The organism is Prosthecobacter sp. (assembly GCF_044378005.1).
Lineage (GTDB): Bacteria > Verrucomicrobiota > Verrucomicrobiia > Verrucomicrobiales > Verrucomicrobiaceae > Prosthecobacter.
Genome location: NZ_JBILYB010000013.1, coordinates 1 through 22,134 on the forward strand (window position 1 = coordinate 1; position 22,134 = coordinate 22,134).

The 22,134-nt window shown below is 59.3% G+C and carries 22 protein-coding genes; 14 read left to right on the forward strand and 8 right to left on the reverse strand.

Translation table 11 applies throughout. The features are described from left to right. On the forward strand, positions 1-950 hold a 950-nt coding region (locus tag AC6FTP_RS04645), incomplete at its 5' end, for a hypothetical protein (RefSeq protein ID WP_497205735.1). 46 nt (positions 951-996) lie between these two features. Then, positions 997-1,344, forward strand: a complete 348-nt coding sequence (locus tag AC6FTP_RS04650) for a VOC family protein (protein ID WP_497205736.1) — start codon at positions 997-999, stop codon at positions 1,342-1,344. Positions 1,345-1,355: 11 nt separating this feature from the next. Here AC6FTP_RS04650 and AC6FTP_RS04655 read toward each other — a convergent pair whose 3' ends face one another. Both AC6FTP_RS04655 and AC6FTP_RS04660 read right to left on the reverse strand, forming a co-directional pair. Next, the gene (locus tag AC6FTP_RS04655) at positions 1,356-2,594 is read right to left on the reverse strand and encodes a hypothetical protein (protein WP_497205737.1); all 1,239 of its coding nucleotides are present in this window, start codon (positions 2,592-2,594) and stop codon (positions 1,356-1,358) included. Positions 2,595-2,726: 132 nt separating this feature from the next. Then, positions 2,727-4,766 carry a type II secretion system protein GspD gene (locus tag AC6FTP_RS04660; protein WP_497205738.1) on the reverse strand — a complete coding sequence of 680 codons (2,040 nt, stop codon included), beginning with the start codon at positions 4,764-4,766 and terminating at the stop codon, positions 2,727-2,729. Positions 4,767-5,603: 837 nt separating this feature from the next. Here AC6FTP_RS04660 and AC6FTP_RS04665 point away from each other — a divergent pair. The 11 genes from AC6FTP_RS04665 to AC6FTP_RS04715 are packed head-to-tail and all read left to right on the forward strand — an operon-like array spanning position 5,604 to position 16,202. Further along, a complete protein-coding gene (locus AC6FTP_RS04665; protein ID WP_497205739.1) occupies positions 5,604-6,569 on the forward strand; it encodes a choice-of-anchor K domain-containing protein in 966 nt (321 codons plus the stop codon). 22 nt (positions 6,570-6,591) lie between these two features. After that, entirely contained in the window at positions 6,592-7,656 is a 1,065-nt protein-coding gene (locus AC6FTP_RS04670) for a type IV pilus twitching motility protein PilT (RefSeq protein WP_497205740.1), read from the forward strand. After that, entirely contained in the window at positions 7,643-8,512 is an 870-nt protein-coding gene (locus AC6FTP_RS04675) for a hypothetical protein (protein WP_497205741.1), read from the forward strand. Before AC6FTP_RS04670 ends, AC6FTP_RS04675 begins: the two co-directional genes overlap by 14 nt. A 20-nt stretch (positions 8,513-8,532) precedes the next feature. Continuing rightward, positions 8,533-9,084, forward strand: a complete 552-nt coding sequence (locus AC6FTP_RS04680) for a hypothetical protein (protein ID WP_497205742.1) — start codon at positions 8,533-8,535, stop codon at positions 9,082-9,084. Positions 9,085-9,105: 21 nt separating this feature from the next. Next, entirely contained in the window at positions 9,106-9,687 is a 582-nt protein-coding gene (locus AC6FTP_RS04685; protein WP_497205743.1) for a hypothetical protein, read from the forward strand. 33 nt (positions 9,688-9,720) lie between these two features. Beyond that, a complete protein-coding gene (locus AC6FTP_RS04690; RefSeq protein WP_497205744.1) occupies positions 9,721-10,443 on the forward strand; it encodes a hypothetical protein in 723 nt (240 codons plus the stop codon). Then, positions 10,440-11,447: a pilus assembly FimT family protein gene (locus AC6FTP_RS04695; RefSeq protein ID WP_497205745.1), complete on the forward strand. Its 1,008-nt coding sequence runs from the start codon at positions 10,440-10,442 to the stop codon at positions 11,445-11,447. The genes AC6FTP_RS04690 and AC6FTP_RS04695 overlap by 4 nt, the downstream gene beginning before the upstream one ends. A gap of 6 nt (positions 11,448-11,453) precedes the next feature. Next, entirely contained in the window at positions 11,454-13,073 is a 1,620-nt protein-coding gene (locus AC6FTP_RS04700) for a hypothetical protein (RefSeq protein WP_497205746.1), read from the forward strand. 50 nt (positions 13,074-13,123) lie between these two features. Continuing rightward, positions 13,124-13,588 (forward strand): prepilin-type N-terminal cleavage/methylation domain-containing protein, encoded by a 465-nt coding sequence (locus AC6FTP_RS04705; RefSeq protein ID WP_497205747.1) that lies wholly within the window; start codon positions 13,124-13,126, stop codon positions 13,586-13,588. A 21-nt stretch (positions 13,589-13,609) separates the two neighbouring features. Next, positions 13,610-14,836, forward strand: coding sequence for a type II secretion system F family protein (locus AC6FTP_RS04710; RefSeq protein WP_497205748.1), 1,227 nt, complete (start codon positions 13,610-13,612; stop codon positions 14,834-14,836). Positions 14,837-14,894: 58 nt separating this feature from the next. Beyond that, the gene (locus tag AC6FTP_RS04715) at positions 14,895-16,202 is read left to right on the forward strand and encodes a S8 family serine peptidase (protein ID WP_497205749.1); all 1,308 of its coding nucleotides are present in this window, start codon (positions 14,895-14,897) and stop codon (positions 16,200-16,202) included. 111 nt (positions 16,203-16,313) lie between these two features. On the opposite strand, the gene AC6FTP_RS04720 is transcribed toward AC6FTP_RS04715, so the two are convergent. The 4 genes from AC6FTP_RS04720 to AC6FTP_RS04735 all read right to left on the reverse strand — a co-directional run bounded on the left by AC6FTP_RS04720 (position 16,314) and on the right by AC6FTP_RS04735 (position 18,396). Continuing rightward, a complete protein-coding gene (locus AC6FTP_RS04720; protein WP_497205750.1) occupies positions 16,314-16,928 on the reverse strand; it encodes a hypothetical protein in 615 nt (204 codons plus the stop codon). 86 nt (positions 16,929-17,014) lie between these two features. Beyond that, positions 17,015-17,296, reverse strand: a complete 282-nt coding sequence (locus AC6FTP_RS04725; RefSeq protein ID WP_497205751.1) for a DUF167 domain-containing protein — start codon at positions 17,294-17,296, stop codon at positions 17,015-17,017. After that, positions 17,293-17,883 (reverse strand): N-acetylmuramoyl-L-alanine amidase family protein, encoded by a 591-nt coding sequence (locus tag AC6FTP_RS04730; RefSeq protein ID WP_497205752.1) that lies wholly within the window; start codon positions 17,881-17,883, stop codon positions 17,293-17,295. The genes AC6FTP_RS04725 and AC6FTP_RS04730 overlap by 4 nt, the downstream gene beginning before the upstream one ends. A gap of 12 nt (positions 17,884-17,895) precedes the next feature. Then, entirely contained in the window at positions 17,896-18,396 is a 501-nt protein-coding gene (locus AC6FTP_RS04735) for a LysM peptidoglycan-binding domain-containing protein (protein WP_497205753.1), read from the reverse strand. 61 nt (positions 18,397-18,457) lie between these two features. On the opposite strand from AC6FTP_RS04735, the gene AC6FTP_RS04740 reads away from it, so the two are divergent. After that, positions 18,458-19,759, forward strand: a complete 1,302-nt coding sequence (locus AC6FTP_RS04740) for an alpha/beta hydrolase family protein (protein WP_497205754.1) — start codon at positions 18,458-18,460, stop codon at positions 19,757-19,759. Here AC6FTP_RS04740 and AC6FTP_RS04745 read toward each other — a convergent pair. Together AC6FTP_RS04745 and AC6FTP_RS04750 are read right to left on the reverse strand one after the other, a co-directional pair. After that, positions 19,737-20,165, reverse strand: coding sequence for a hypothetical protein (locus tag AC6FTP_RS04745; RefSeq protein ID WP_497205755.1), 429 nt, complete (start codon positions 20,163-20,165; stop codon positions 19,737-19,739). The genes AC6FTP_RS04740 and AC6FTP_RS04745 overlap by 23 nt on opposite strands. After that, a complete protein-coding gene (locus AC6FTP_RS04750; protein ID WP_497205756.1) occupies positions 20,155-21,810 on the reverse strand; it encodes an AAA family ATPase in 1,656 nt (551 codons plus the stop codon). The genes AC6FTP_RS04745 and AC6FTP_RS04750 overlap by 11 nt, the downstream gene beginning before the upstream one ends. Between the last annotated feature and the right edge of the window lie 324 nt (positions 21,811-22,134).

Genomic DNA, 22,134 nt, shown 5'->3' on the forward strand with positions numbered 1-22,134 from the left:
CGGCTTTTCAGCAGGCATGGCTGGATGTGGAGTCGCGGCAGTTGGGGCCGATCCGTGTGTGGATGCCGACCTCGCTCAGCTACATTTATGCGGACCCTAGCCCGCTTTTCTACATGTTCAGCGGACCGGACATGCTGTATGCGCATGCGTTTTATCCCAATGCTTCGACCTACATTCTGTGTGGTCGCGAGCCGGTAGGGGAGGTGCCGAATGTGGCGGGGCTGAAGCCTGGGGTGCGGGCGGCGGCTCTGGGGAATCTGCGGAAGTCGCTAAATGCGATCCTGAGCTACAGCTTCTTTATCACGGCGGACATGAAGAATGATCTGGCGGCGACGCAACTGAGCGGGACTTTGCCGGTGATGATGGTGTTTCTGGCACGCGCCGGGTGTGTGATCACGAGTGTGGAGCTGGTGAAGCTGGATGCGGCTGGCGGGTTGACGACGGAGAAATCAAAGACGCCGGGGGTGAAGGTGGTCTTTATGGGGACGACTGGGAAGGTGCAGACGTTGTATTACTTCCAGACGGATCTTTCGAACTGGGGCATCCAGGACAATCCGGGCTTCATGGCTTTTTGTGCGAAGCAGGGGCAGGGGAATGCGCTGGTGAAGGCGGCGTCGTATCTGATGCACATGAATGAGTTTTCGACGGTGCGGGACTTCCTGCTGAACTCGACACGCAATGTGATGCAGGATGACAGCGGCATCCCGTGGCGGCATTTCCAGCAAAAGGAATGGATGATGGGGCTGTACGGGAACTATGTGGGGCCGATCAATCTTTTCAAACAGCACGATCAGGGGGATCTGAGAGCGGCTTTTGGGCAGCAGCCGGTGGGGGATCTGCCTTTCGGGGTGGGGTATCAATGGAAGCCGGGGATTTCATCAATGATCGTCGGGACGGCGCTGAGATCGGTGCCGAAGGCGGCGGTGGTGGCAGAGCCGGTAGAGGAGTGAAGTCTGTGCTATCGTGAGCGGCGGTCCTGTGCGAGATGCCACGCTTATGAATGTCGAACGCGTGAAGTATGTGATCTGGGCTGTGGATATGGCACGGGCGGTGAAGTTTTATCAGGAGGTCTTCGGGGGAGAGCTGCTGAAGCGGAATGATTACATCAGCGAGGTGCGCATCGGGGAGGGGATCATCGGCATCCACGGCGGTGGTGAAGGTGGCAGGACATGGACGGGGCTGAGCTTCCAGGTGGCGGATGTGATGGCCGGTGCAGCGGAGATCGTGCAGGCGGGCGGTCAACTGACGCGCGAGCCTGAGCCAGAGGATGATGAACCGCCGCATCTGGCGATGTGCGTGGACACGGAGGGCAATGAGATCATGCTGACGCGGAAGCGCTCGTGATGGAGCGGGGCTTAGCGCCCCGGAGCGGCGACGACATCGAGGATGAAGAGCCAGTTCCGCGTGACTAGGGCGCTGACGAAGATGGCGAGCATGAGGGTGACGGGGACGGTGAGTTTTTTCCAATGCTGGAGGGCGCGGTCGAGCCCGAGTCCGGCCGCGATGACGACGACGGAGGTCCAGAGGCAGGCGTAGAGGAGGAGGTGATCCTGACGGCCATACCAACTGACGGTGGCGATGCTCCAGATGAGGACGCCGATGACGCCGAGGGTGAAGGGTTCGATCTGCGCGCGCCAAACGATGCCGGCAAAGGCGAGAGCGAGGATGAGGAGCCAGCCGCCACTGAGGCCGCGCTGAAGTCCAAGGGCGGACCATTCGGGAGCCTGGAGCACGACTTTGCTGCGAGTGCGGTCCAGTTCCCTGGTGGCGTAGTCGGGGGCGACGATGTTGGAGACGAAGACTTCGCGCGCGACGAGAGCCTGGGTGTCGCGTGTGGCTTCCCAGTCACTGCGCAGGCTTTGCCAGTCATTCCAGCTTTTCGGCAAGGGAGTGGAGGTGGGGTAGATCTGGCGCTGAAGATTGGCGAGGCCGAAGGTGAGGGTGAAGGCGGCGAGGGTGATGAGGATGGGGCGCACGTTGAAGCTGCCGTTTTGAAGGCGGTCCTGGGCACAACGCGTCATGGCCATGATGAGGCAGGGGATGACATTGCCGATGAAGCAGCTCATCGCATAGACAGCGGCGGCGACATGCCAGGCTGGATGCACGAGCGCGCCGCGTGCGGTCACTGCGATGAGTGAGGCGACGCCGAGGCCAGCAAAGATCCAGGTCTCCGGCAAGGGGGCCATGATGAGGGCACAAGTGCCGGTGCCGAAAGTCATGGCGAGCAGGATGCTGTGTAGATTGCCCGAGCCTGACCACAGGAGCGCATGATAGACCATGACGACGGTGAGTGCGGCGGCCAGACAGGTGAGGAAGGCGACGCCATGCTTTTGGGCGCTGCCGAGATCCTGGCCGATGAACTTCCATCCTTTGATCATGATCTGGGCGAGCGGCTGATGCAGGAGGGTGAAGGCAGGATGAAGCGGGCTGATTTTGCCATGAGCTCCAAGGCGATCTGCAGTGAGATCCTGAAACACAGTCTGCGTGGCTGCACCAAAGATGCTGCCATCCCGGATATAGATGGGGGTGTCCTGAAATTTCAGGTGGGCGGCAAAGAAGAGACTGTAAAAGACGGCGGCAAGGAGGGCGCCCATGCCATGCCAACGCGTGAGGACGCGCGCGGTTTTGTCAGGTGATCTGGGGCGTGTGGATGGACGCATGAAAGGAGAGCGTTGTGAGAGACCACAACCCGAGAGTGAACTTGCAGCAAAGGCGAAAACCTGGGATCAGCGGTATTTTTTGCTGAACATCAGCCTTGCCAGCTCCTGGTGCCGCTTTTGCAATTTCATGACACGCTGATGGTGAGTGTCGATGACGGCGATCTGGTCGGGTGAACTCAGACGGAGGTTTGCGCAGTTTGCGGCCATCTGATCGATGGCGATCTTGAGTTCGCGCAGCTTGCGACTTTCGTCAGCGGTGATGCGGCTCTCATAGATGGTGTGATGGAGGATGTCTGTTTCACGTTCCAAATAGGAGATGGCATTGGGCAGGGCTTCGACTCCGCCAACGAGGCTGCCTGAGTTCGGATCGACCTGGGGGATCTTGGGCAACTGATTGCCAGGACGCTGGGGGATGACAGCCTGGGGTTCTGCGGGTAGTCCGCCATTACGCGCATCAATAATGGTCGGAGTGATGAAGAGCATGAGGTTTTTGTGGTTCTTGCTCTTGCTGTCATACCTGAATGCCTTGCCGATGAGAGGGATGGCCTGAAGGAAGGGAATGCCTGCTTTGCCCTCGCTCTCGCGGGCTTCATCGAGTCCGCCGACGGCCACGGTGTAGCCAGAATCTACCTCGACGGGGGCTGAGTAGAGGCGCGAGGATGCGATGGGGTAGGGATTGCCGCCGATGACTTCAGTGCCGACGATGCTGGAGACGGTGACGGCCATGTTCATGAGGATTTTATCACCGTCCATGCGCTTGGGTAGGATGTTGAGGACGGTACCAATCGGGAGGTAGGTGACGCTCTGCGCGGTGGTGGCTCCGGCTCCGACAGTGGAACTGGACTGGCCGTCGAGCACAGGCTGGTTTACAACCGCACGGATGGCGACTTCGCGGTTGTTCAGCGTGACCATGCGTGGGTAGGACGTGGTCTGAGTCTCTTCATCGCGGAGCATGGCGCGGAGTTTCACATTGATGTCTTGGGCACTGAGAATGCCGAGTGCGGGCCAGCCGAGGGCTCCTTTGGCGAGGTTCAGATTCGTGTCGGTCCAGAGATTGGAGAGGTCGGTGCGGTAACCGCCGTTGGTCCCGATTTGCTCGAATTTGACGGTCGTGTTGGTGCTGCCATCTTCGTTGACGTCCTGGGACACGTCGGTGGCTTGATTGAAGGTGCCCTGCTCAAATGTACCGCCCCAGTCGATGCCGAATTCGCGTTTCGGATCGCGGGAGGTCTCGATGAATTTAACCTCCAGGGCGATGAGCGGCTGCGGTTTGTCCGCAGCTTCTAGATAACCTTCCACCCACATGTGCTGAAGCCGAGTCGCGACGACGTAGAGTGTGTTGGAATCAGACTTCCAGATGATCTTGGGTTTGCGGAAGCTGCTCAGTTCATTGGAGTTCCATGCCTTCGCGACGTCTGCCATGCCCTGAGGTCCTGATGGAGTTGCAAACGAGTCAGCTCCGCCGCCCAGATCATCCGGTGGTAGTCCGAGCAGGTCACGAATGTCGCGGATGATCTCGCTGGGTTTCAGGGCGAAAGTCTCCTGCATGCCTTGCAGGCTCAAGCCGCCGCCGTTGAGGCCGCCAGCACCACCACCGCTGCCCCCGCCACTTCCGCCCCCGCCGCTGCTACCACCACTGCTGCTACTACCGCCACCGTTGGTGCTGATTTTTTCCACACGCTCGGCGGAGTTGTTTTTGATGATGTAGGATTTGCCGATGAGTTCGCGGTCATCCGATGGGCGGAAATAGAAGATGCCATTTTCAAAAATGACCGAGAGTCCATTGGCGCGGCAGACGGTTTCCAGAACAGCAAACGGGCTTGCCTTGATGGAAAAGGTGGTTAGTTTTGCTGCTTCAGGACTGTCCTGAGGCAACGAGATGAAGGGCACACCGGAATCTGTGGCGAGGAAGCGGATCACGTCACCAAGCATGGCTTGAGAGAAGTCATACTGAGTGGCCTGTGCCTGCCGCAAACCTGAAGCCATGGCTTCATACTGTGCGCTGGACTGACCATTGGGGTCTAAGAACACCTGTGCACTGCAAAAATGGCAGAGCGCAAAACAGGCCCCGAGAAGCAGTGGGCGGAAAGTGGAGGAGTGGCTCATATTGTGAAAAATATGGAAAACATAATTAAACTAATGAATTAGCTCAAACGAAATTTATCACTTTCACAATTAAATGATCAAAACATCCTTAATCCATAGTGATTCGATTTGAGATACATCCTATCAATGTGGTATTTATGGTATTTAGTTGCATTAGGGGTGAAGCTTCATTATTATTAACTATTCACCGAAAGTCATATGAACCTCGCGTCATCAAACTTTAGCTCATGCCGCCCTCGGGTGAGTTTGTCTGCCTTGAGGCGGGCCTTCTCGCTCGTGGAGGTTGTCATGCTGATCGCCATTCTGGGAGTTCTGGCGACGGTGGCTGTCACCATGGTCGGTAAGCAAAAAGTGGCTGTGATGGATACCAAGCTGTTGTCTGACGTCTCTGCGTTGAATCATCATGTGGCCATGTATCTGGCGGATGGGGGCTCCCTCACCGGTCTCACAAGTCCACAGGCTGTGATCGACAGATTGAAGAGGACTCGAGCGCAAGCAGACTGGCAAACGCATACAGGAGCGGTTTCGGGAAGATTGGTGGACACAAGACTGAGGGCCACAATCACCAACGCTGCCAATACAGACGGGAAACCACGCGCCCAATGGAATACGCGAACCGAGCGTTTCGAACTGACAACGGCAGGAGGCCAGGCGGTGTCTGAGTTCACCTTTGATGAGGCACTTCGAAATACAGAGTACGGGACAGACTCCAACAGAAGGGCTGGTCGTGTCAAATATAACGCCAGCTCGCGAGGCTGGATCTGGGGGGGCGCAGGTGCCTCCGCAGCCATTGCCTATCAGAATCCAGGTGGAACAAGCGGAGATGGCAGTACTGACATGTTTGATCCAGACGAGGCTGTGCCGGTGGCTCCACCACCGGATGCTGGTGGCGGCGATGATGGCGGAAGCGGTGGTGGTGGCGGCGGCGGGGGAGGAGGTGGCGGCACACCCGATCCTGTGCGTCTGCCATCACCCAGCATTTCGCCTTCAGGCGGCACCTTTTCGTATGCTACTTTTCCCACGACTGTCACTATTAGTCCGAATGGCGCTCCAGGTGGGACGATCTCTCAATTGCGCTTTCAGAAGAATGGCGGTGGCTGGGAGCCTTATCTGGGCATCCCCATCTCGTTGACCCCATCCGATGTCGTGGTGGCGAAAAATTTCGCGATCGACACCACCGGCTACTCTGACAGCAACTCCAGGAATGCGAAATACTACCGCCTCGTGTCAGGCTTTACTGGCACGAGCACTGGCACCTGGGGAAATGCCACGGGGGGATCTGGATTGCTCACCGAAACCGCCAACGGGGTGGATAACTCCACTTTCAAACATGGGAACACCAAGCTGGATCTCGGCAACGGTGAGTTTCTCGATGCAGGCACAGAGAATGTGCTGAGCTTCACGAGGAAGCCCTTTGACTCAATCATTCCGAATACATGGTTCCCACTCGGTGGGCTGGTCATGCTTAATGGCACCACCTTCTACAGCAGCGAGGCGGATGGAGTTACGCTGAGTATCAATCTCAACATTGCCGATCCCGCACAAACCGGGGTCGTGCATGTGAATCTTGGTTTGATCAGCACCGAAAACACCTCGGATCGCACTGCCAGTGCCGACATCGTCGAGCTGCGCAATCCGAGCACCGATTTCACCGTGCTGGTCGATGGGGTCACTTACAGGCTCGAACTCGGCTGGGCTACGCTTGATCCAGGCGCGGGCATCTCCCGTGGCAATCAATTCCTCGTTTACGAAGGCTCCTCTGCGACGGCCGAACTCCGCGCCAGATTCGTCAGCGACCGCTAATTCACCACCCTCTATCAGCATCATGGAAGACATCAACGAACGCAGTCAGCTTGGTTACCGAATGCTTCACCTTTCGAAGGACTCGGGAGTCAGTGACTTTTACATCACCCCATGGGAACCGCTGACCTATAAACGCAACGGCAAGCTCTTCTTCGACTCCTTCATCTACCAACCCGAGCGCCCTTTGGAGTTTACAGCCGGCTGTATTGACTACGCGCTCGCACTGGGCAACCGGCGCTATCGTGTGAATCGCATGGTCACGCGCGGACGCCCGCGCTGGGTCATGCGTCTGCTGCCGGAAAGCATTCCTGATATCAGCAAGCTCATGGTGCCACCTGCTGCCATCAAAGCTTTCCTGGAAGCGAAGAACGGGCTCTTTCTCGTCTGTGGGGCCACAGGTTCTGGTAAGTCCACCACGATTGCCTCGATGATCCTCGAACGAGCAAAGCGGCGTCAGGAGCATGTGCTCACATTCGAAGACCCGGTCGAATTCGTCTATCCTTCCGGCATCCCCTCACTCGTCTCTCAGCGCGAAATCGGCACGGATGAGCTGGACTTTAGCAAGTCTCTGCGCGCAGCCTTGCGCCAGGCGCCTGATGTGATTTTGGTGGGGGAAATCCGAGATGGCGAGACTGCTGAGATCGCTCTTCAGGCAGCTGAGACCGGACATGTCGTCGTGGCCACACTGCATACCTCCAGCGCGGCCCAGACCGTGCAGCGCTATTTAAAACTCATCCCCAGTGATCGCATGGAGAATGCCATGCTATCCTTTGCGGACAGCTTCCGTGGCATTCTCTGCCAGCGTCTCTTGTTTGATGAATCACGCGGCAAACGCTTCCCCATCCACGAGCTGCTTCTGCCCTATGACTCGGTTTGCGGCATGATCCGCCGTGGCGAGTTCAAGAACCTTGAGCAGGAGCTCGAAGCTGGTTTCACTCGCGGCATGCTCAGCTTCGAGCGCTGTTTGAACAACCGCATGGGTGACGGCTGGAAGCCCACACAGCCGAAGAAGAGCGGCTACGCCGAACACGAAGTCTATGACTACCTCCAACGCGAAAACCTGACCTCCATTTATGCTATTAGCTGAAATTAAATCCGTACTCACCTTCGCGGCATTCAAACCCGAGCCAGATGACTCCAACGTCTCCTGGGCGAAGCGTTTTGAGGGGCACAAATCCCTGCTCATCAATGTCAGCCGCAGTCAGACGAGCTGGCGCGCCATCAACAAAAAGGGCCGTTTCGAAGACGGTGGCGTCATGGAGGGCGAGTTCTCAGACATCGCCCCCCAGCGAGCCGACGAGTGGCGCCAGATGGTCGAGGGCGGGTGGTGCGCGCTCAGCGTGAACAACCGCTTCATCATCAGCCTCGAGAACAACATGATGCGCGGGGACAACGTCACCAGCCTCTTGCGCACCAATCCCCGCGCCGTCCTCGGACCGAAGTATGACCGCGGCAAACGTTATGCCATGTGCCACCACCCAGAGACCACGGCCAGCATGCTTCTCGCCTGCGAGGAGAGCATGGTAAAGACTACCGAGGACGTGCTCAAAAACATCGGGCTGCGCACCGGGCGAGTCTGCTGCGGGCTCTTCGCCATCCTTGAGCACGCCGTGGGAGAAGTCTATAGCATCAAGCGTGGTGGAGCGCCTGCCAACCTCGCCATCATCGCGGCTTGTGAAGGCTCCATCGCCGTCCTTGTCCAGCAGGATGGCGTCTGGAAAGAATTGCGCTGCCGCAGTGGTCTGGGGCCAGATGCCATCGAGACATCGCTTCAGATCATCACGCCGCTCATTCAAAAACTTCCCCAGGGAAGTCCGGTGCATTTCATCAGTGATGGGCAGGATCTCAAGTTCCGCAGCGAGCTGATGTCACATCTCGAAAAGCTCGGAGCCAACGACATGTCACAGGATGATCTTCTTTGGACAATCCTCGGCACCCACTAAGCCCCAAACCACCAACTGCCATGAGCGAAATCATCTGCCACGATTTTAAAACACCGCGCAATGACACATCCAAGCGTCTGCCGGACACCTTCAAGGCCATCCCTCTGCTATTCTATCTCTCCCTTGTCGGAGCGGCCTACTTCATGACCATGGACTGGCTGGCATACAAGCAGGCCCAGAAAGAAAAGATCGAGGCCGAGGCGAGCAAAACCCAGCATGATGAGGGGACTCGGCGCTTTCAGGAGGAAAAGGCCAAGCTCGATGCTGAAACCGAGAAGGCGGAGAAGCTCGCCAAATGGATCGAGGGCGCACGCAACGTGCAGCCCATCACCGCTGCCATTGCCCGGGCCATGCCACCGGAAGTACGGTTGTCTGATCTGACCATCGAACGCAGTGAGCAGGTGCCGGGGAATCTGTCTCTCTCTCTGCGCATCAATGGCGGTTCCGCCTCCGAGATCGGGCTGTTGGAGACAGGCATTTCCAGATTGCAGTATCGCTCATTTTCACCCCAGCAGAGCAAGGAGGGGGAAGCCATCGAATACCGCTCCACGCTCGTGCGGCAGGAACAATAAACTCAAAGGAATCCCACCCACATGAATTCCAAACAACTTGCCTGCGTCGTGCTGATGGTCTTCATCGGCATCGTCACCTACTGCGGCCAGATCGTGCATAAAAAGGTCACTGCCATGAAAGATGAGGCCACCGCAGCCATGGATGCAGCCACTGCTGCCGAGTCGGCTCTCAAGCTGGCGGAGATAGCGACTGCCAAGACAAAGGTGGAGACCGAGGATCTCCGCCGCTTCCTCAGTTCATGGACACCGCACGCAGATAAAATCCAGACCGAGCAGGAGATTGAGAGCGCCTTCGACATCAGCCTGCGGGACCGCAGCATTACCCTCGTGCGCTCCCGTAAAAGTGAGCTCAAGGCAAACCGCAGTGACAAGTTCATCCCCAAGGTCGTGCTGACCACCCTTGTCGTGGAGGACGAATACTCAAAAGTGCTCAATTGGTTTGGCGACATCGAAAAGCGTCTGCCACTCGCACGAGTCACCTCCTGCAACATCACGGGCGGCAGTACGGTCCGCCAGCTCCGCCTGGATGTGACCATTGAGACTCCCATCGTCGATGTCGGCGCTGACCTCACGGATCCAGCAGACAAGAAAAAGAAAGCCTGATCTCTTACCATGAAACCTATTCTGATCACTTTAATGACCTTACTCCTGGCTTCGGCAGTCATGGCCCAGGAGCAGTCCCTGGTCGATGCGGGCGAGGATGTCAAAGAGCGTGTCCAGTACACGCTCTTCCTGCCTGAGGAAAAGACTCCCGAACTCATCAAACCCGAGGAAAACAACCCCTTCGAAGCCGCCGCCGATCAGAATGAAAAGGAGGGCGACACCGAGGAGAACCGTGTTCGTGACAGGCTGCTTCAAATGCATGCGAAGGGCGGTGGCAACGGTCCTGAGGGCATGCGTGTCATGCTCGGCAGCATGAGGCTTGAGGCCGGGCAAATGGTGCCTGACGTGCTGCCGGACCAGCAGGTGAAGTTAAAGGTGAAGTCCATCAGCCCCACACAGATCGAGATGGTTTGGGTGGAAAAGAAGCCCACAGGCCTGCCGCCGAAGCCTTTTGTCATCGACGTCGATGTCTCTCCACGAGTGCGCTACCAAATGCCAAGCCCTGGCGCAGATACGGGGGGAGGGATCGGGACCATGAAGATGGACGGCATTTCCGCCTTCACCCGTGAGGAGGTCGTCAGCCGCCCTTTGCCGAGTGATTCACCGCCGGTCAAGGCCGTCGCCATGGATGACAAGCCTACTTCTTCGGAGCCCTCCACTACCCGCAGCAGCAGCAAGTCTGCACCTCCGCCCAACGTCCCTGAAGCTTCCGTGCTGAGAATGCTCTTCGGCAATCATGCCGCCAAAGGTCAATGAAGCAGACTCCTCCAGTTCGGCGCACCTCAGCTTCAGGCTTCACTGCCATGGAGTTGCTGACCGTGCTCGCGCTCGGGGCGGTCATTCTTGGCAGCATCGTCGTTGGTTATTGCACACTGGTGCGCATGCGCACAGGAGTCGCCGCGCTCGTCACTGTGGAGTTGGGGGCCGCCCGGCAGGCCGCCTTTGCCTACCCAGGAGCCACGGGTACCAGCCGCAATGTCGTCACGGCACCGAGTTACGGCATGATGGCACAGGCCGAGGAACTGCGTGAGTCCTTTCTCTCCGACACTCTCGGTGCCACGGCCGTCTTCTGTCTCCCTCGTGCTGGCGTGAACACCTACAAACCCCACACCATCTCCTACAACCCGGTGCAGCATGGTGAACTCGACACTCCGCAGAAGTTCCGTGATCACCTCTACCAGATCCTTGGTCGTCCGGCCACCTTCCCGTACCGTGACTATCGCAATCCGCTCAACACCACCGCCACCACGCCCTCGGAGAATGCCAGCATCTTTATCCTCGGCTTCAGCAAGGTGGAAAACAAGCTCAAGGTCCTCGCCCTCTATGACCTTGATGTCATCCGCTACACCGCCAGCAACGAGCCCCAAGGCTTCTACGCCAGCGTGAAACGCTACACCGACAATCCCCTCGGCACCACTCTACCACTCGCTTTCTCCGGCGGTTATGAGGTGTTTTATCCTCCCTCCATTCCAGATCCAGATCCTTATCGTCCCGAGCAGTGGGCTTCCGATGGGTTCACCCCGCTCTTCATCACCTTCGAGCGTGCCACACGTCTGGCCTGGGTGGAGAGCACGGAGATCGACCGCTTCAAGCGCGCTGCCGAGCGACCCTTTTACTTCATCTGGTGGCCTGATCCCGGTGCACGAAACTTCAGCCGCACTTCCTCCAGCCTGCATCCGCGTGATCCACGCCATGCCTACAACCACATGGGAGGCAGCACCTCCTACATGTTCACCGTGCCCATGTTCCCCACTCTCTGACGCCTCATGCGCATCTCTATCCCAAGTCGATTCAAGTCTCATCGTGGTGCCCTCATGGCCGCCGCCTTGCTGCTCATGATCGTCAGCGGCATGTTCATGACCGCCTGGGTCTCCCTCCTCAGCGCTCGCAGCACCCAGGTCGGTTTCATGGAGACGGTCTTGAAGCGCCGCCTCTCCGTGGAAAACTCGCGTCAGTTCGCCTGGCAGTGTGCTTTGGAGAAGGCCTTCGATCCCGGCAGCAATCTCTCCTCCGGCACCTCCGGCACCCTCGGAGCCAGCTTCGGCGGCCTCAGCAGTCACGATGGCTGGAGCGCTCTGAACATCTACACCTCCACCCGCACACCGGGTGCCATGACCAGTGTCTTCCCCTACAACTACACCGGCATGAGGCCCATGAGCAGCTACCTCAGCACAGAGCAGCTCAAGCGTCCCTCCGCCCTCACTAATGTCGATGACTTCAATGCCTACCTTTTCCTGAAAACCTACTGCCCGGTGCTCGCCGGAGACCTGCTCACCTACTTCCGCAAACCCGAAGGTGGCACCTACAACAGCCGCCAGATCGAGGCCAACAGCACCGCTGTCAGCAACACTCTCTGGACCGTCGAGGGTCGCACCGTCATCCGCGACAATGCCTCCTTCTTCGCCCGCACCACGCCCAGTCCGATGCAGTTGCCCTTCTACACGCGCTCCCTCTACATCCAGTCTCACGATAGTTATAACTCGCGCGCCATCCTCGGCACCACCACCGACTCCAACGGCGACCCAGTCAAGCTCCTCCCCTCCAATCTTCCCGCTGTCCCCAGCACCACGGGTCCCGTCTCCGCCACCACCGCCGACCGTTTTGCTGGTTACCTCAACGTCGTCAATAACGACCTTAATCCCGACAACTCTCTCTGGCACTTCATGGAGCGCGAGCAACTCGCCGGACGTGGCTCCTTTGTCGAAATCGATGTGTTCTCCCACACTGGCACATCCGCCTCTCCCTACTGGATGGAAGACCACACCGGCAATCCTGACGACCAGCCTCTCCATCCTCCCTTCGATTACAGTCTCAGCCTCAATTACATCCGCACCCTCTACATCCGGCTGGATCACCCTAACCTTCCCCACCTCCGCATCAGTGGCAACTCCGTGGACCAGATCGTCCTCCTCGGCCAGACCAGCTCCTCCACCCTCGAGGCCGCCGGTGCCATGCGGCCCATCATGATCGCCATCGACAAAGACGAGTCCCGCCCTCTCAACGACATCACCATGGTCGATGACAACAACCGCCGTCTCGTCGTCGGAGTCAAAGTCGCCCGCCCCTCCAATCGCGGCCTTTACATGAACTGGCTCCGCTCCACCGCCAGCATCGCCTCCCACGACTGGCGCATGGTCTTCATCAATGAAGGTCAGCTCACCATTCTCAAGCTCCCATCAAGTCTTAGCCAGAGCGTCCGCTGGATCGGCGGCGTCATGACGAACTGGTCCTTCAAGCGCTATGCCGCTGACGGCACCTCCCTCTCCCGTCTCCGCTTCGTCTCGGATGCCTCTGTCTCTACTCTCACCCCCGCCGGCCCCAGCTTCGCCTCCCTCCTCCCGCGTGATGCCTGGCTCGAGTCCTACTTCCTCCCCACACCGCCGTGAAGATCAGAAGTCCAATCCGCTTACAGTCGTTTACTGTGGTTGACCGTTGTTTGCGATGGTTTGGAAAACAACCGTCAACCCTCTGCCGGGCTGGCTACACACTCATCGAGGTTCTCGCCGCCTCCACCGTCGTTGCCATCGGCATGTCGGCCATGGTCTCCCTCACCGGCACCCTCATGCTCCAGGAGGAGATGACCTGGCGCGTGGCCGTCACGCGTAACTATCAAGAAAACATGGGCCGTCTCTGGCAGCTCGGTCTCCGGCCTGAAGATGTCCTCAACCTCATGCCCAGCCAGGCCGACAACGCCCAGCTCAATCAGATCATCAACGGCACCCCCAGCATCATCCAGACCGGCACCACAAACCCTTCCAGCCTCGGCGTCATGCAGGCTGCCGCCGTCACCGCCGCCGTTAATATCTCGCAAAACCCGAACGCCGAGTCTCAGGGAACACCCCTCACTCTCAGCGTCTATCGTCCCAGCCTCCCCGCCAATCTCCGCCCCGCTGCTCCCTGACCCTCCACCTGTTCCACGGTCATGCTCAAAAAAGTCACCATCACCAACATCAACACCGGGCACAAGGCCATCACTCTGGTCACCACCGACACGCATGACAAAGCCATCATCGGCTGCGGCATGTCGTCCAACGAGACCGCTGTCATCGAGGACGTCGGCGGCTTCGATGAAAAGCTCCAGGTTCTTACCTCCCCGAAGCCTGGCAATGAAGACTGCGGTGCCTTCTTCTCCGGGCTCGGACGCTGCCTTGAGCGTAACATCAGCATGGTCAAAGGCCTGAAACTCCAGGTCAACCGCGTCAGCTCCCCCGCCTACAAAGGCATGATCGCCGATGTCGTCTATGCCATCACCCAGGGGGAGAAATTCAGCGAGGCGATGGCCAAGTATCCCCATCTCTTCTCCGCTGACATCCTCTCCCTCCTCTTCGCCGGGGAAGAAGCCGGTCAGCTCGCCCGCGTCTGCAAGCGCATCGGCATCGCCCAGAAAAAGTCCTCCAAGACTCTCAAGAAGCTCAAGGGCGCCATGATCTACCCGGCCATCGTCATGGTCCTCGGTGTCATCGTTGTCATCGTCATGAGCTTCACCCTCGTGCCCGCCATGGCCAAGCTCTTCGCCAGCTTCGGCACTGAGCTGCCCGTCCCCACCAAGATCCTCATCTGGCTCTCCAACCTCTTCCTCCACCAGCCCTACATGGTCGCCATCCCTTTGGTTGGCCTGTACATGCTCTTCTCCAATTTCGGCAAGATCATGGCCCAGCGCTGGACCCAGGACCTCTGTCTCAAGCTCCCCGTCATCGGCAATCTCGTCCGCAAAGCCGCCGCCTCCACCGGCTTCCGCACGCTCGCCATGCTCACCGAGTCCAACATCCGCCTCACTGGCGCCCTGGAGATCACCGCCTCCGCCTCCTGGCACTACCATTACAAAGAATTCTTCACCCGCCTGCGCGATCACATCACCGTCGGCCGCAATCTCCACGAAGCCTTCCTCCTCGAATCCCACTGGCTCGGCACCGACGGGCGCAACCTCTGCGGCCTCATCGAACTCGCCTCCGAGACCGGCTCCGGCACCGAGATGCTCACCGAGATCGCCGACGACTACGAAGAGGAGCTCGACAACCTCGCTGCCTCCCTCGACAAACTCATCGAGCCCCTCACCATGCTCGTCCTCGGCGTCATCGTCGGCTTCCTCATCTACGCCATCTACGGCCCCATGTTCAGCCTGGGAGACGTCATCCTCAAAAAGAAGTAAAGCACTCCGGCTCAAAGATGAAACATGCAGCAGGGCAGGGGAGTCCTAGTCTGCACTCATGAACTCCTGGCCCAAAATCTTCCTCTCGCTGAGTGTCGTGCTCTGCCTCATCTCCTTTGGAGCCTTGGGCTGGCTGGCGCTGGAGACCACAGACATGGTGGAGGAGGGGGCCTCCGCGCCCCCACCTTTCGAGAAAAGCTCGGCCCAGGTGGGAAAGCAGGCGGGCAAGGCGGCCACATCCGGAGCCGTGGCCCCTGCCGCAGTGCCAGTGCAGGATGATCTCATCCAGAAGCTGGCAGAACTGAACAACTCCAAGTCCGCCGTGCCGGGGGAGCTCCTCCTCACCTTTGAGTCACCAGAAGCACTGAATGCCTTCCGCGTCCGGGCAGGGCTGGCCGGGATGGAGATCCTCTACAGCGATGCCCGGCTAAAAGTCGCTCGCGTGCGCTATCGGGATGCCGGGAGGATGGCGCAGGAGCTGCGCGAGCACGCGAAAGACTACGCCAATGTGGGACCCAACTACCGCGCCTGGGTGCCGGGCGTTCCCAAGGAACCTGCCAAGGATGCTGCCAACGCAGGCGGAGCCGCCCCCTTTGAAAGCAGCGGACTCGGCATGATCGGCGCGGACCGCGATCGCAGCCGCTGGGGAGCAGGCATCAAGGTGGCCGTGCTCGACACTGGAGTCACTGACCACCCAGACCTCGCAGGCGTCAAGATCACCCACATCGATCTCGTCAAAGACGGCCTCCCGCTGCATGGGCACGGCACCGCCATGGCATCCCTCATCGCTGGGCGGGACGCCGTCCACGGCGGAGTCGCCCCGGCCAGTGAGATCCTTGATGTGCGGGTGGCAGACTCCACCGGCGCGGGAAACACAGCCTTCGTCGCTCAAGGCATACTCCAAGCCGTGGACGCAGGAGCGCGCGTCATCAATATCAGCCTCGGCTCCGCCGCAGATGCCACCATGCTGCGGGACGCCGTGGCCTATGCCATCAGCCGTGGCGTCACCGTCGTCGCCGCAGCGGGCAATGAGCAGGCGTCATCCCTGGCCTATCCAGCGGGTTATGAAAAGGTCATCAGCGTGGCCGCCGTGGATGCACAGGGGCGGCAGGCCTACTTCTCAAACTCCGGGGAGGGCCTCTTCATCTCCGCACCCGGAGTCGGCATCGTCTCCGGGTATAGCGATGGCAAGACCGTGATCGGCAGCGGCACTTCCCAGGCTGCGGCGCTGGTCAGCGGTGGAGTGGCAGCCTTGCTCAGTCGGAATTATCAGGCGGTGAACATCCCGCTGGTATTGAGCACCAACGCCCAGCGCACCGGTGCTCCAGTGACGCAGGTGGGGGCTGGCATACTGAAGCTGCCGTGATCCAGCGGCTCATGCTGAACACTGACTCACTGTCCCGCGCCCGCCGGTGGATCAAACAAAAGGCGGAAGACTCGAAAGCCTTCCGCCTTTGGAAATGACATTAGTAGCAGCTTACTTGCTCTTCGCTTCGCCTTCAGCCTTCTTGCCATCAAGAGGCGTGATGAGCGGGCGATCCTTCATCTCAGGGGAGATGGTCCAGGAGTCGCCCTGCTTGACGAAGGAGATGAGGAAGAGTTCTTCGATACGATCCGTGAGCGTTTCCTGGGAGGTGCGGACGGTGGCGTGAACGAAACCTTTTTCCTTTTCTTCGACGAGGCCGAGCACGTCGATCTTGAGGGTGTCCTGCTTGCGCTTGGTGACATCAGCGGCGGCGTTGATGCGCTTGTGCCAGGCTTCGCGATCAAGGATGTAGAATTCCTGGGGAGTGAGCTTTTCGAGTTCGCGGATTTCTTTCACGCCAAAGCGTTCCAGCATCTGCTGCTCCTCGGTCATCGTGGGGGCGGTCTTGATGATGGCGATGGTTTCCTTTTGTTTGCGCTCCAAAGAGGAAGCCTGGAGCAAGCTGGAGGCGGTCTTCCATTCCTGGTTCACGACACTGGTGAGGTATTTTTTGACCAGCTCACCGCAGGGATGATCCGCAGGCAGAGGTGAACTGAAGGCATCACCGGTAATGGCGAGAAGGCTGATGGCCAGTGTGACACAGGAAAAGAGACGGGCAGATTGCATAGGGCTGGGTTTGACCGAGCAGGAGAGGAAACGTTCGGGCGAGTTTCTAGCCCGCTGCTATGACGGCGTCAAATGGAGAAACCCTTTCAACGCGCAGGCAGTTTCACAAGACACTCTGCCGGAACGTCCAGCACCTTCTGTCGGCTGCCCTCCCCACGCACGAGTTGCACTCTGCTTTTGGAACAACTGAGGCAGTCAGCCATGAAGCGGACAAGCTCGGTGTTCGCCTTTCCATCCACGGGTGGCGCGGCCAGCTTGATCAGCAGCACGGGGCGGCCTTTCTCATCCGCTCCCCAGCCAAGGATTTCGGACCGCCGGGCATTTGGTGTGACGCGGACGACGAGCTGGGCGGTGGTTTCAGCACTCATGATCGGGCCGCCAGGATGCCGCGGGCGATGGCTTTGGCCAGTTCTTCGCGATGATAAGCGGTCGCACATCGGCTGGAGTCGGTCTTGTGGCTCAAGTAGCCGCCCTCCACGAGCACGGCAGTCATCCGTGTGGCTCGCAGGACTTTGAGATCTTGATAAAAGATGCCGCGATTCACCCCTTTGCAGTTCACATCCATGCTGCGGAGGATTTTTGCCGCCACGGTCTTGCCTTTATCGCTGCGATAAAACACCTCCATCCCGCTGATGGATTTATCCCGGCTGGCATTGAAGTGAATGCTGACAAAGAGCGCGTTCTTTTGCCGGTTGGCGATGGCGGCACGCTGTTCGAGGGAGACAAAGGAATCGGTGCGCCGGGTCATCACCACTCGCAGCCCCTTGGCTTTGAGGGTTCGCTCCAGACGCAGGGCCACGTCCAGGCAGATTTTCTTTTCAATGAGCCCGTGATGAACACAGCCCCCGTCTTTGCCGCCATGCCCGGCATCGATCACCACCGTGGAGAAGCTCAGCGCCCAGGCGGGTGCCTGGAGCATCACGAACAGCAGCGCACTGAGGATCAATCGCAGCATGGGGGTGGCCGATTATTTCGGGATCTTCAGGGTCTTGCCTTCGCGGATGAAATCCGAGGACATGCCGTTGGCGGCTTTGATCTTGGACACCGTGGTGCCGTTCCTTTGGGCGATCGCTCCGAGCGTGTCTCCCTTCTTGATGGTGTAGCTGCTGCCACCTTTCGATTTGCTGGATGAGGAGCTCTTCTTCTTGCTGCTAGACGATGGCACTTTCCTCACAGGGGATGGATTCCTCCGTGAAACTGATCCTTCATGTGACTTCTGCCACGAATCATAATCTGAAACCGATCCCGCACGTCCGCTGTTGGAAGCCCAGGCCGTGAGGTATTCACCATTGGGAGCAAAGGGGTAATCTTCCTTCTCCATGCTGTGGGACGGTGTCGCGGCGGAGCCATGAAGATCGATCTTCGGCAGATTCCTGGGCACTCCGCGCACTCGGGGGGAGGACCCGCAGGAGGCCAGCGTGAGCAGGAGCGCCAGACTGAGAACGATGCGAAGGGGGGCAGGAATCATCCACTCATGATTCTGCTGAACACGCACTCCTGCAAACGCATTGTTCATTCAGTCAAAGCACATGAAAAATTCGCTCGGAATCAGTCGCGTGGCGGCGTTTGATCAGACCGCCATGAGGTTCCCACTCTTTACCGCCGCCTTACTCTCCGCCATCGCACCTGCCCTTCACGCTGAAAAAGTCGGCTCATGGGATCTCGATGCACTCAAAAGCAACGTGCCTGCCATGAAATGGGTGCGTCAGGATCAGCCCATTCACTCACTGACCTATGCCGGTGAAAAATATCTGGGCCATGACACCGAAGTCTTCGCCTTTTATGCTTCCCCCATCACCCTGGGCGAAGCCAAAGCAGGTGCCAAGTTTCCCGGCGTAGTGCTCATTCACGGCGGTGGCGGCACCGCCTTCGCGGAATGGGCGCAGCTTTGGGCCAGGCGTGGCTATGCCGCCATCGCGATGGATCTAAATGGCTCGCGCCCGCCCGAGGTGGAGTTCGACGCCAAAGGCATCGCCATCGGCAATGGTCACCGCGGCACGCGAACACGTCTGCCAAAGGGCGGCCCGCCGCATGGGGCTCCCGAGAAGTTCGACAGCATCGGCGGTGACACGAGTGACGACTGGCCCTTCCACGCCGCCGCCAGCGTCATGCGCGCTCATACCTTGCTGCGCAGCTTTCCCGAAGTCGATGCTGAGCACACCGCCGTCACAGGCATCAGTTGGGGAGGCTACACCACCTGCCTCGTCGCCTCGCTGGATGATCGCTTCAAAGCCGCCGTCCCTGTCTATGGCTGCGGCTTCCTCCATGAAGGTGAGTCCGTGCAGAAACCCAGCATCGACAAGCTCGGCGCCCGCGCCGCCGACTGGGTCAAAGCCTACGATCCCGGCAGCCTTCTGCCGCGCTGCCGTGTGCCCATCCTTTTCGTCAATGGCACGAACGATGTCCACTACGTCCTCGACAGCTACATGAAGAGCTACGCCGTCGTCCCCGGTGAGAAGCAGATGCGCATCCAGGTGAACATGCCGCATGGTCATCCGCCCGGCTGGGCACCGCAGGAGATCGGTCTTTTCATCGACTCCAAATGCCGCGCTGGCAAAGCTCTTCCCGTGCCCGGCAAACCCGAGATCAAAGGCGAACAAGTCGTCGTCACCTGCACGTCCAGCACCGCACTCAAAGCCGCCAAGCTCAACTACACCACCGATACCGGCCTGCGCTCAAAGCGCCAGTGGACCAGCATCCCCGCGATCATTGACGGCACGACCATCTCCGCACCCAAACCACCCGCTAACGCCAACACCTGGTTCTTCACGATCTTCGACGAACGCGACGCCGTGGTCAGCACGGAGGTCACGCTGGTTCCTCAGCCTTGACCCTTGAAAGACTGTCCAGTGCTCGATCACTCACCATCACGCCGATGAGCATGGCAAAGCTCGCGGCGAGGATGCCCGAGAACGGCTCAAAGAGCACACCATTCAGCGCCAGGATCGGCGTGAGCAGGAGCGTCAGGAAGGAGAGGCCGAGCAGATACAGATACTTCTTCCAGGCCGCCTCCAGCTCCATGCCCAGCCACGCACTGCTGAAGGCGAGCACGGTGTAAAACAGGTACTGCAGGGGCAATGAATGACGCAGCACTCCTTCGGGCAGCACGAGCAGATTGGGCAGACGCCCGCTGATCCATCGGGCAGCCTCCGGGAAGACACCAAAGTGATACAGTGCCAGCAGCGGAGCACTGACGAGGACACCAATGAAGAGGACGGCGGCGCGATTACGATTCATGCGGAGCGGAGGATGGCGAGTTGGCTTCGGGTTGGCGATAAGAATTCACGACGAGATCGCTCAGATACTTGTCCGGCGCATCCACGGCCTGGCGGTCGAGTTGGAAAGTGGTCTGACCCGTGCCCCGTGAGATCAGTTTCAGGCCAAAGGCAAAGTCTTTAAAGAGCCGCGAACACATCACGTCGATCGCGCTGCCCTCACGCTCCGCACGCTGCACCAGAGCCGAGATGGCAAAGCTGTCGAAATCCAGATGAAAGCCGGATTCATCGGCAAAACGAACGGCGAAGGCGCGCACCTCATCCGCGCGCCCATCGGTTTGCAGCTTCTCCGCTTCACTGCGGCAGCGCTCCAGCCGTGTCAGGGGATCATTCACCAGCGCTGCGTCGATCACGATCTCCGGCAGGCCCAGGCTCGGCAGCTCGAACTTGAAGTCACGCAGCACCTTTTCCCAGGCGGTCACGAGACCTCGGGCTCCCGTCTTCTCCTCCGCAGCGCGCCCGGCGAGCACACGCAGAGCCTCATCCTGGAAGGTGGCGCGCACGCCATAGGCATGAAACTCGCGCTCATACTGGCGGATCAGACTGCCCTCACTCTTCTTCATGATCAGGAAGAGATCGTCCGCCGTCAGCGAATCACAAAACACCCGCACCGGCAGCCGCCCGATGAACTCCGCCTCGAAGCCGTAGTCGATGAAATCCTTCGTCATCGCCTGGCGCATCAGCTCCTCGCTGCTCGGATTCTCCGCCACCGCCGCACCAAATCCGATGGTCGCCTTGCTCTGGCGCTTCTCGATGATCTTCTCGATGCCTGAAAACGCCCCGCTGACGATGAACAGGATGTTCCGCGTGTTGATCACCTCACGCCCCTGCTTCTTGCCCTGGCGCATCTCAAACATCATCTTCATCTGGCTGCGGAAGTCATTGCTCGCGTAGAGCGGCACCTCCGTCTCCTCCATCAGCTTCAGCAGCGCCGTCTGCACGCCACGCCCGCTCACATCCCGCCCGATCCGGCCCTCGCCGCCCGTCGCCAGCTTGTCGATCTCATCCAGGTAAATGATCCCGTGCTCGGCCAGCTCCACATTGCCATTCGCCTTCGCCACCAGATCGCGCACCAGATCATCCACATCCGCCCCCACATAGCCCGTCTCGCTGAACTTCGTCGCATCCGCCTTCACAAACGGCACGCCGATCAGCTCGGCAATGTGCTTCACCAGGTAAGTCTTGCCCACACCCGTCGGCCCCGTGATCACGACATTCTGCTTGGAGAACTCCAGCGCCTGAGCCCCCGGCTGGGACTCATGCTCCCGCAGCATCCGCGCATGGTTGTAGTGATCGCAGACCGCCGTCGCCAGCACCTTCTTCGCCTCATCCTGACGGATCACAAAGCGGTCGAGATGCGCTTTGATGTCCGCAGGCTTGTAGCGGAAATCAAAGATCGAGCTGTTGTCCTCCTCAGCCTGGGGCTCGGAGTCGCCCTCTTCCAGTTCAGGCGTCTTCGTGCCAAGGTTGTGAGGCTCGATGCGGGAAAAGACCACCTGCCCGCCGAGACTGTTCTTGATGAAATCCTCCAGCTTCCGCGTGATCTCCTCCGGAGAGGGCAGGGGCTTCTGCGGCGGCTGGGGCGGTTCGGAAGGAAAGTCACTCATGATACCAGCAGTCTCTGCGAGACCGGGCACGAGGGCAAGAGCAGAGCGTATCGCTCATCCTGCTTCATGAGATGAGCGGAATGCTTGCGTAAGGTATCTTTCTCGGCAGTCGTGCTGGGATCTGGAAGGCTTCACCCCCGGCACGGTGGTCTGGGTGTGCGTGCGCACGGTGGGCCGCAAGGGCGTGATGGGCTCGTGGAGTGATCCCGCGCAGATCCGTGTGGTGTAGCGCGCTGGAGCGCCGAGCCGTTGACGGTTGTTGAGGGCGCTTCGCGCCGTTGACGATGGTTTACAGTGGATACTCAGAGCCGAGAGCCGAGAACA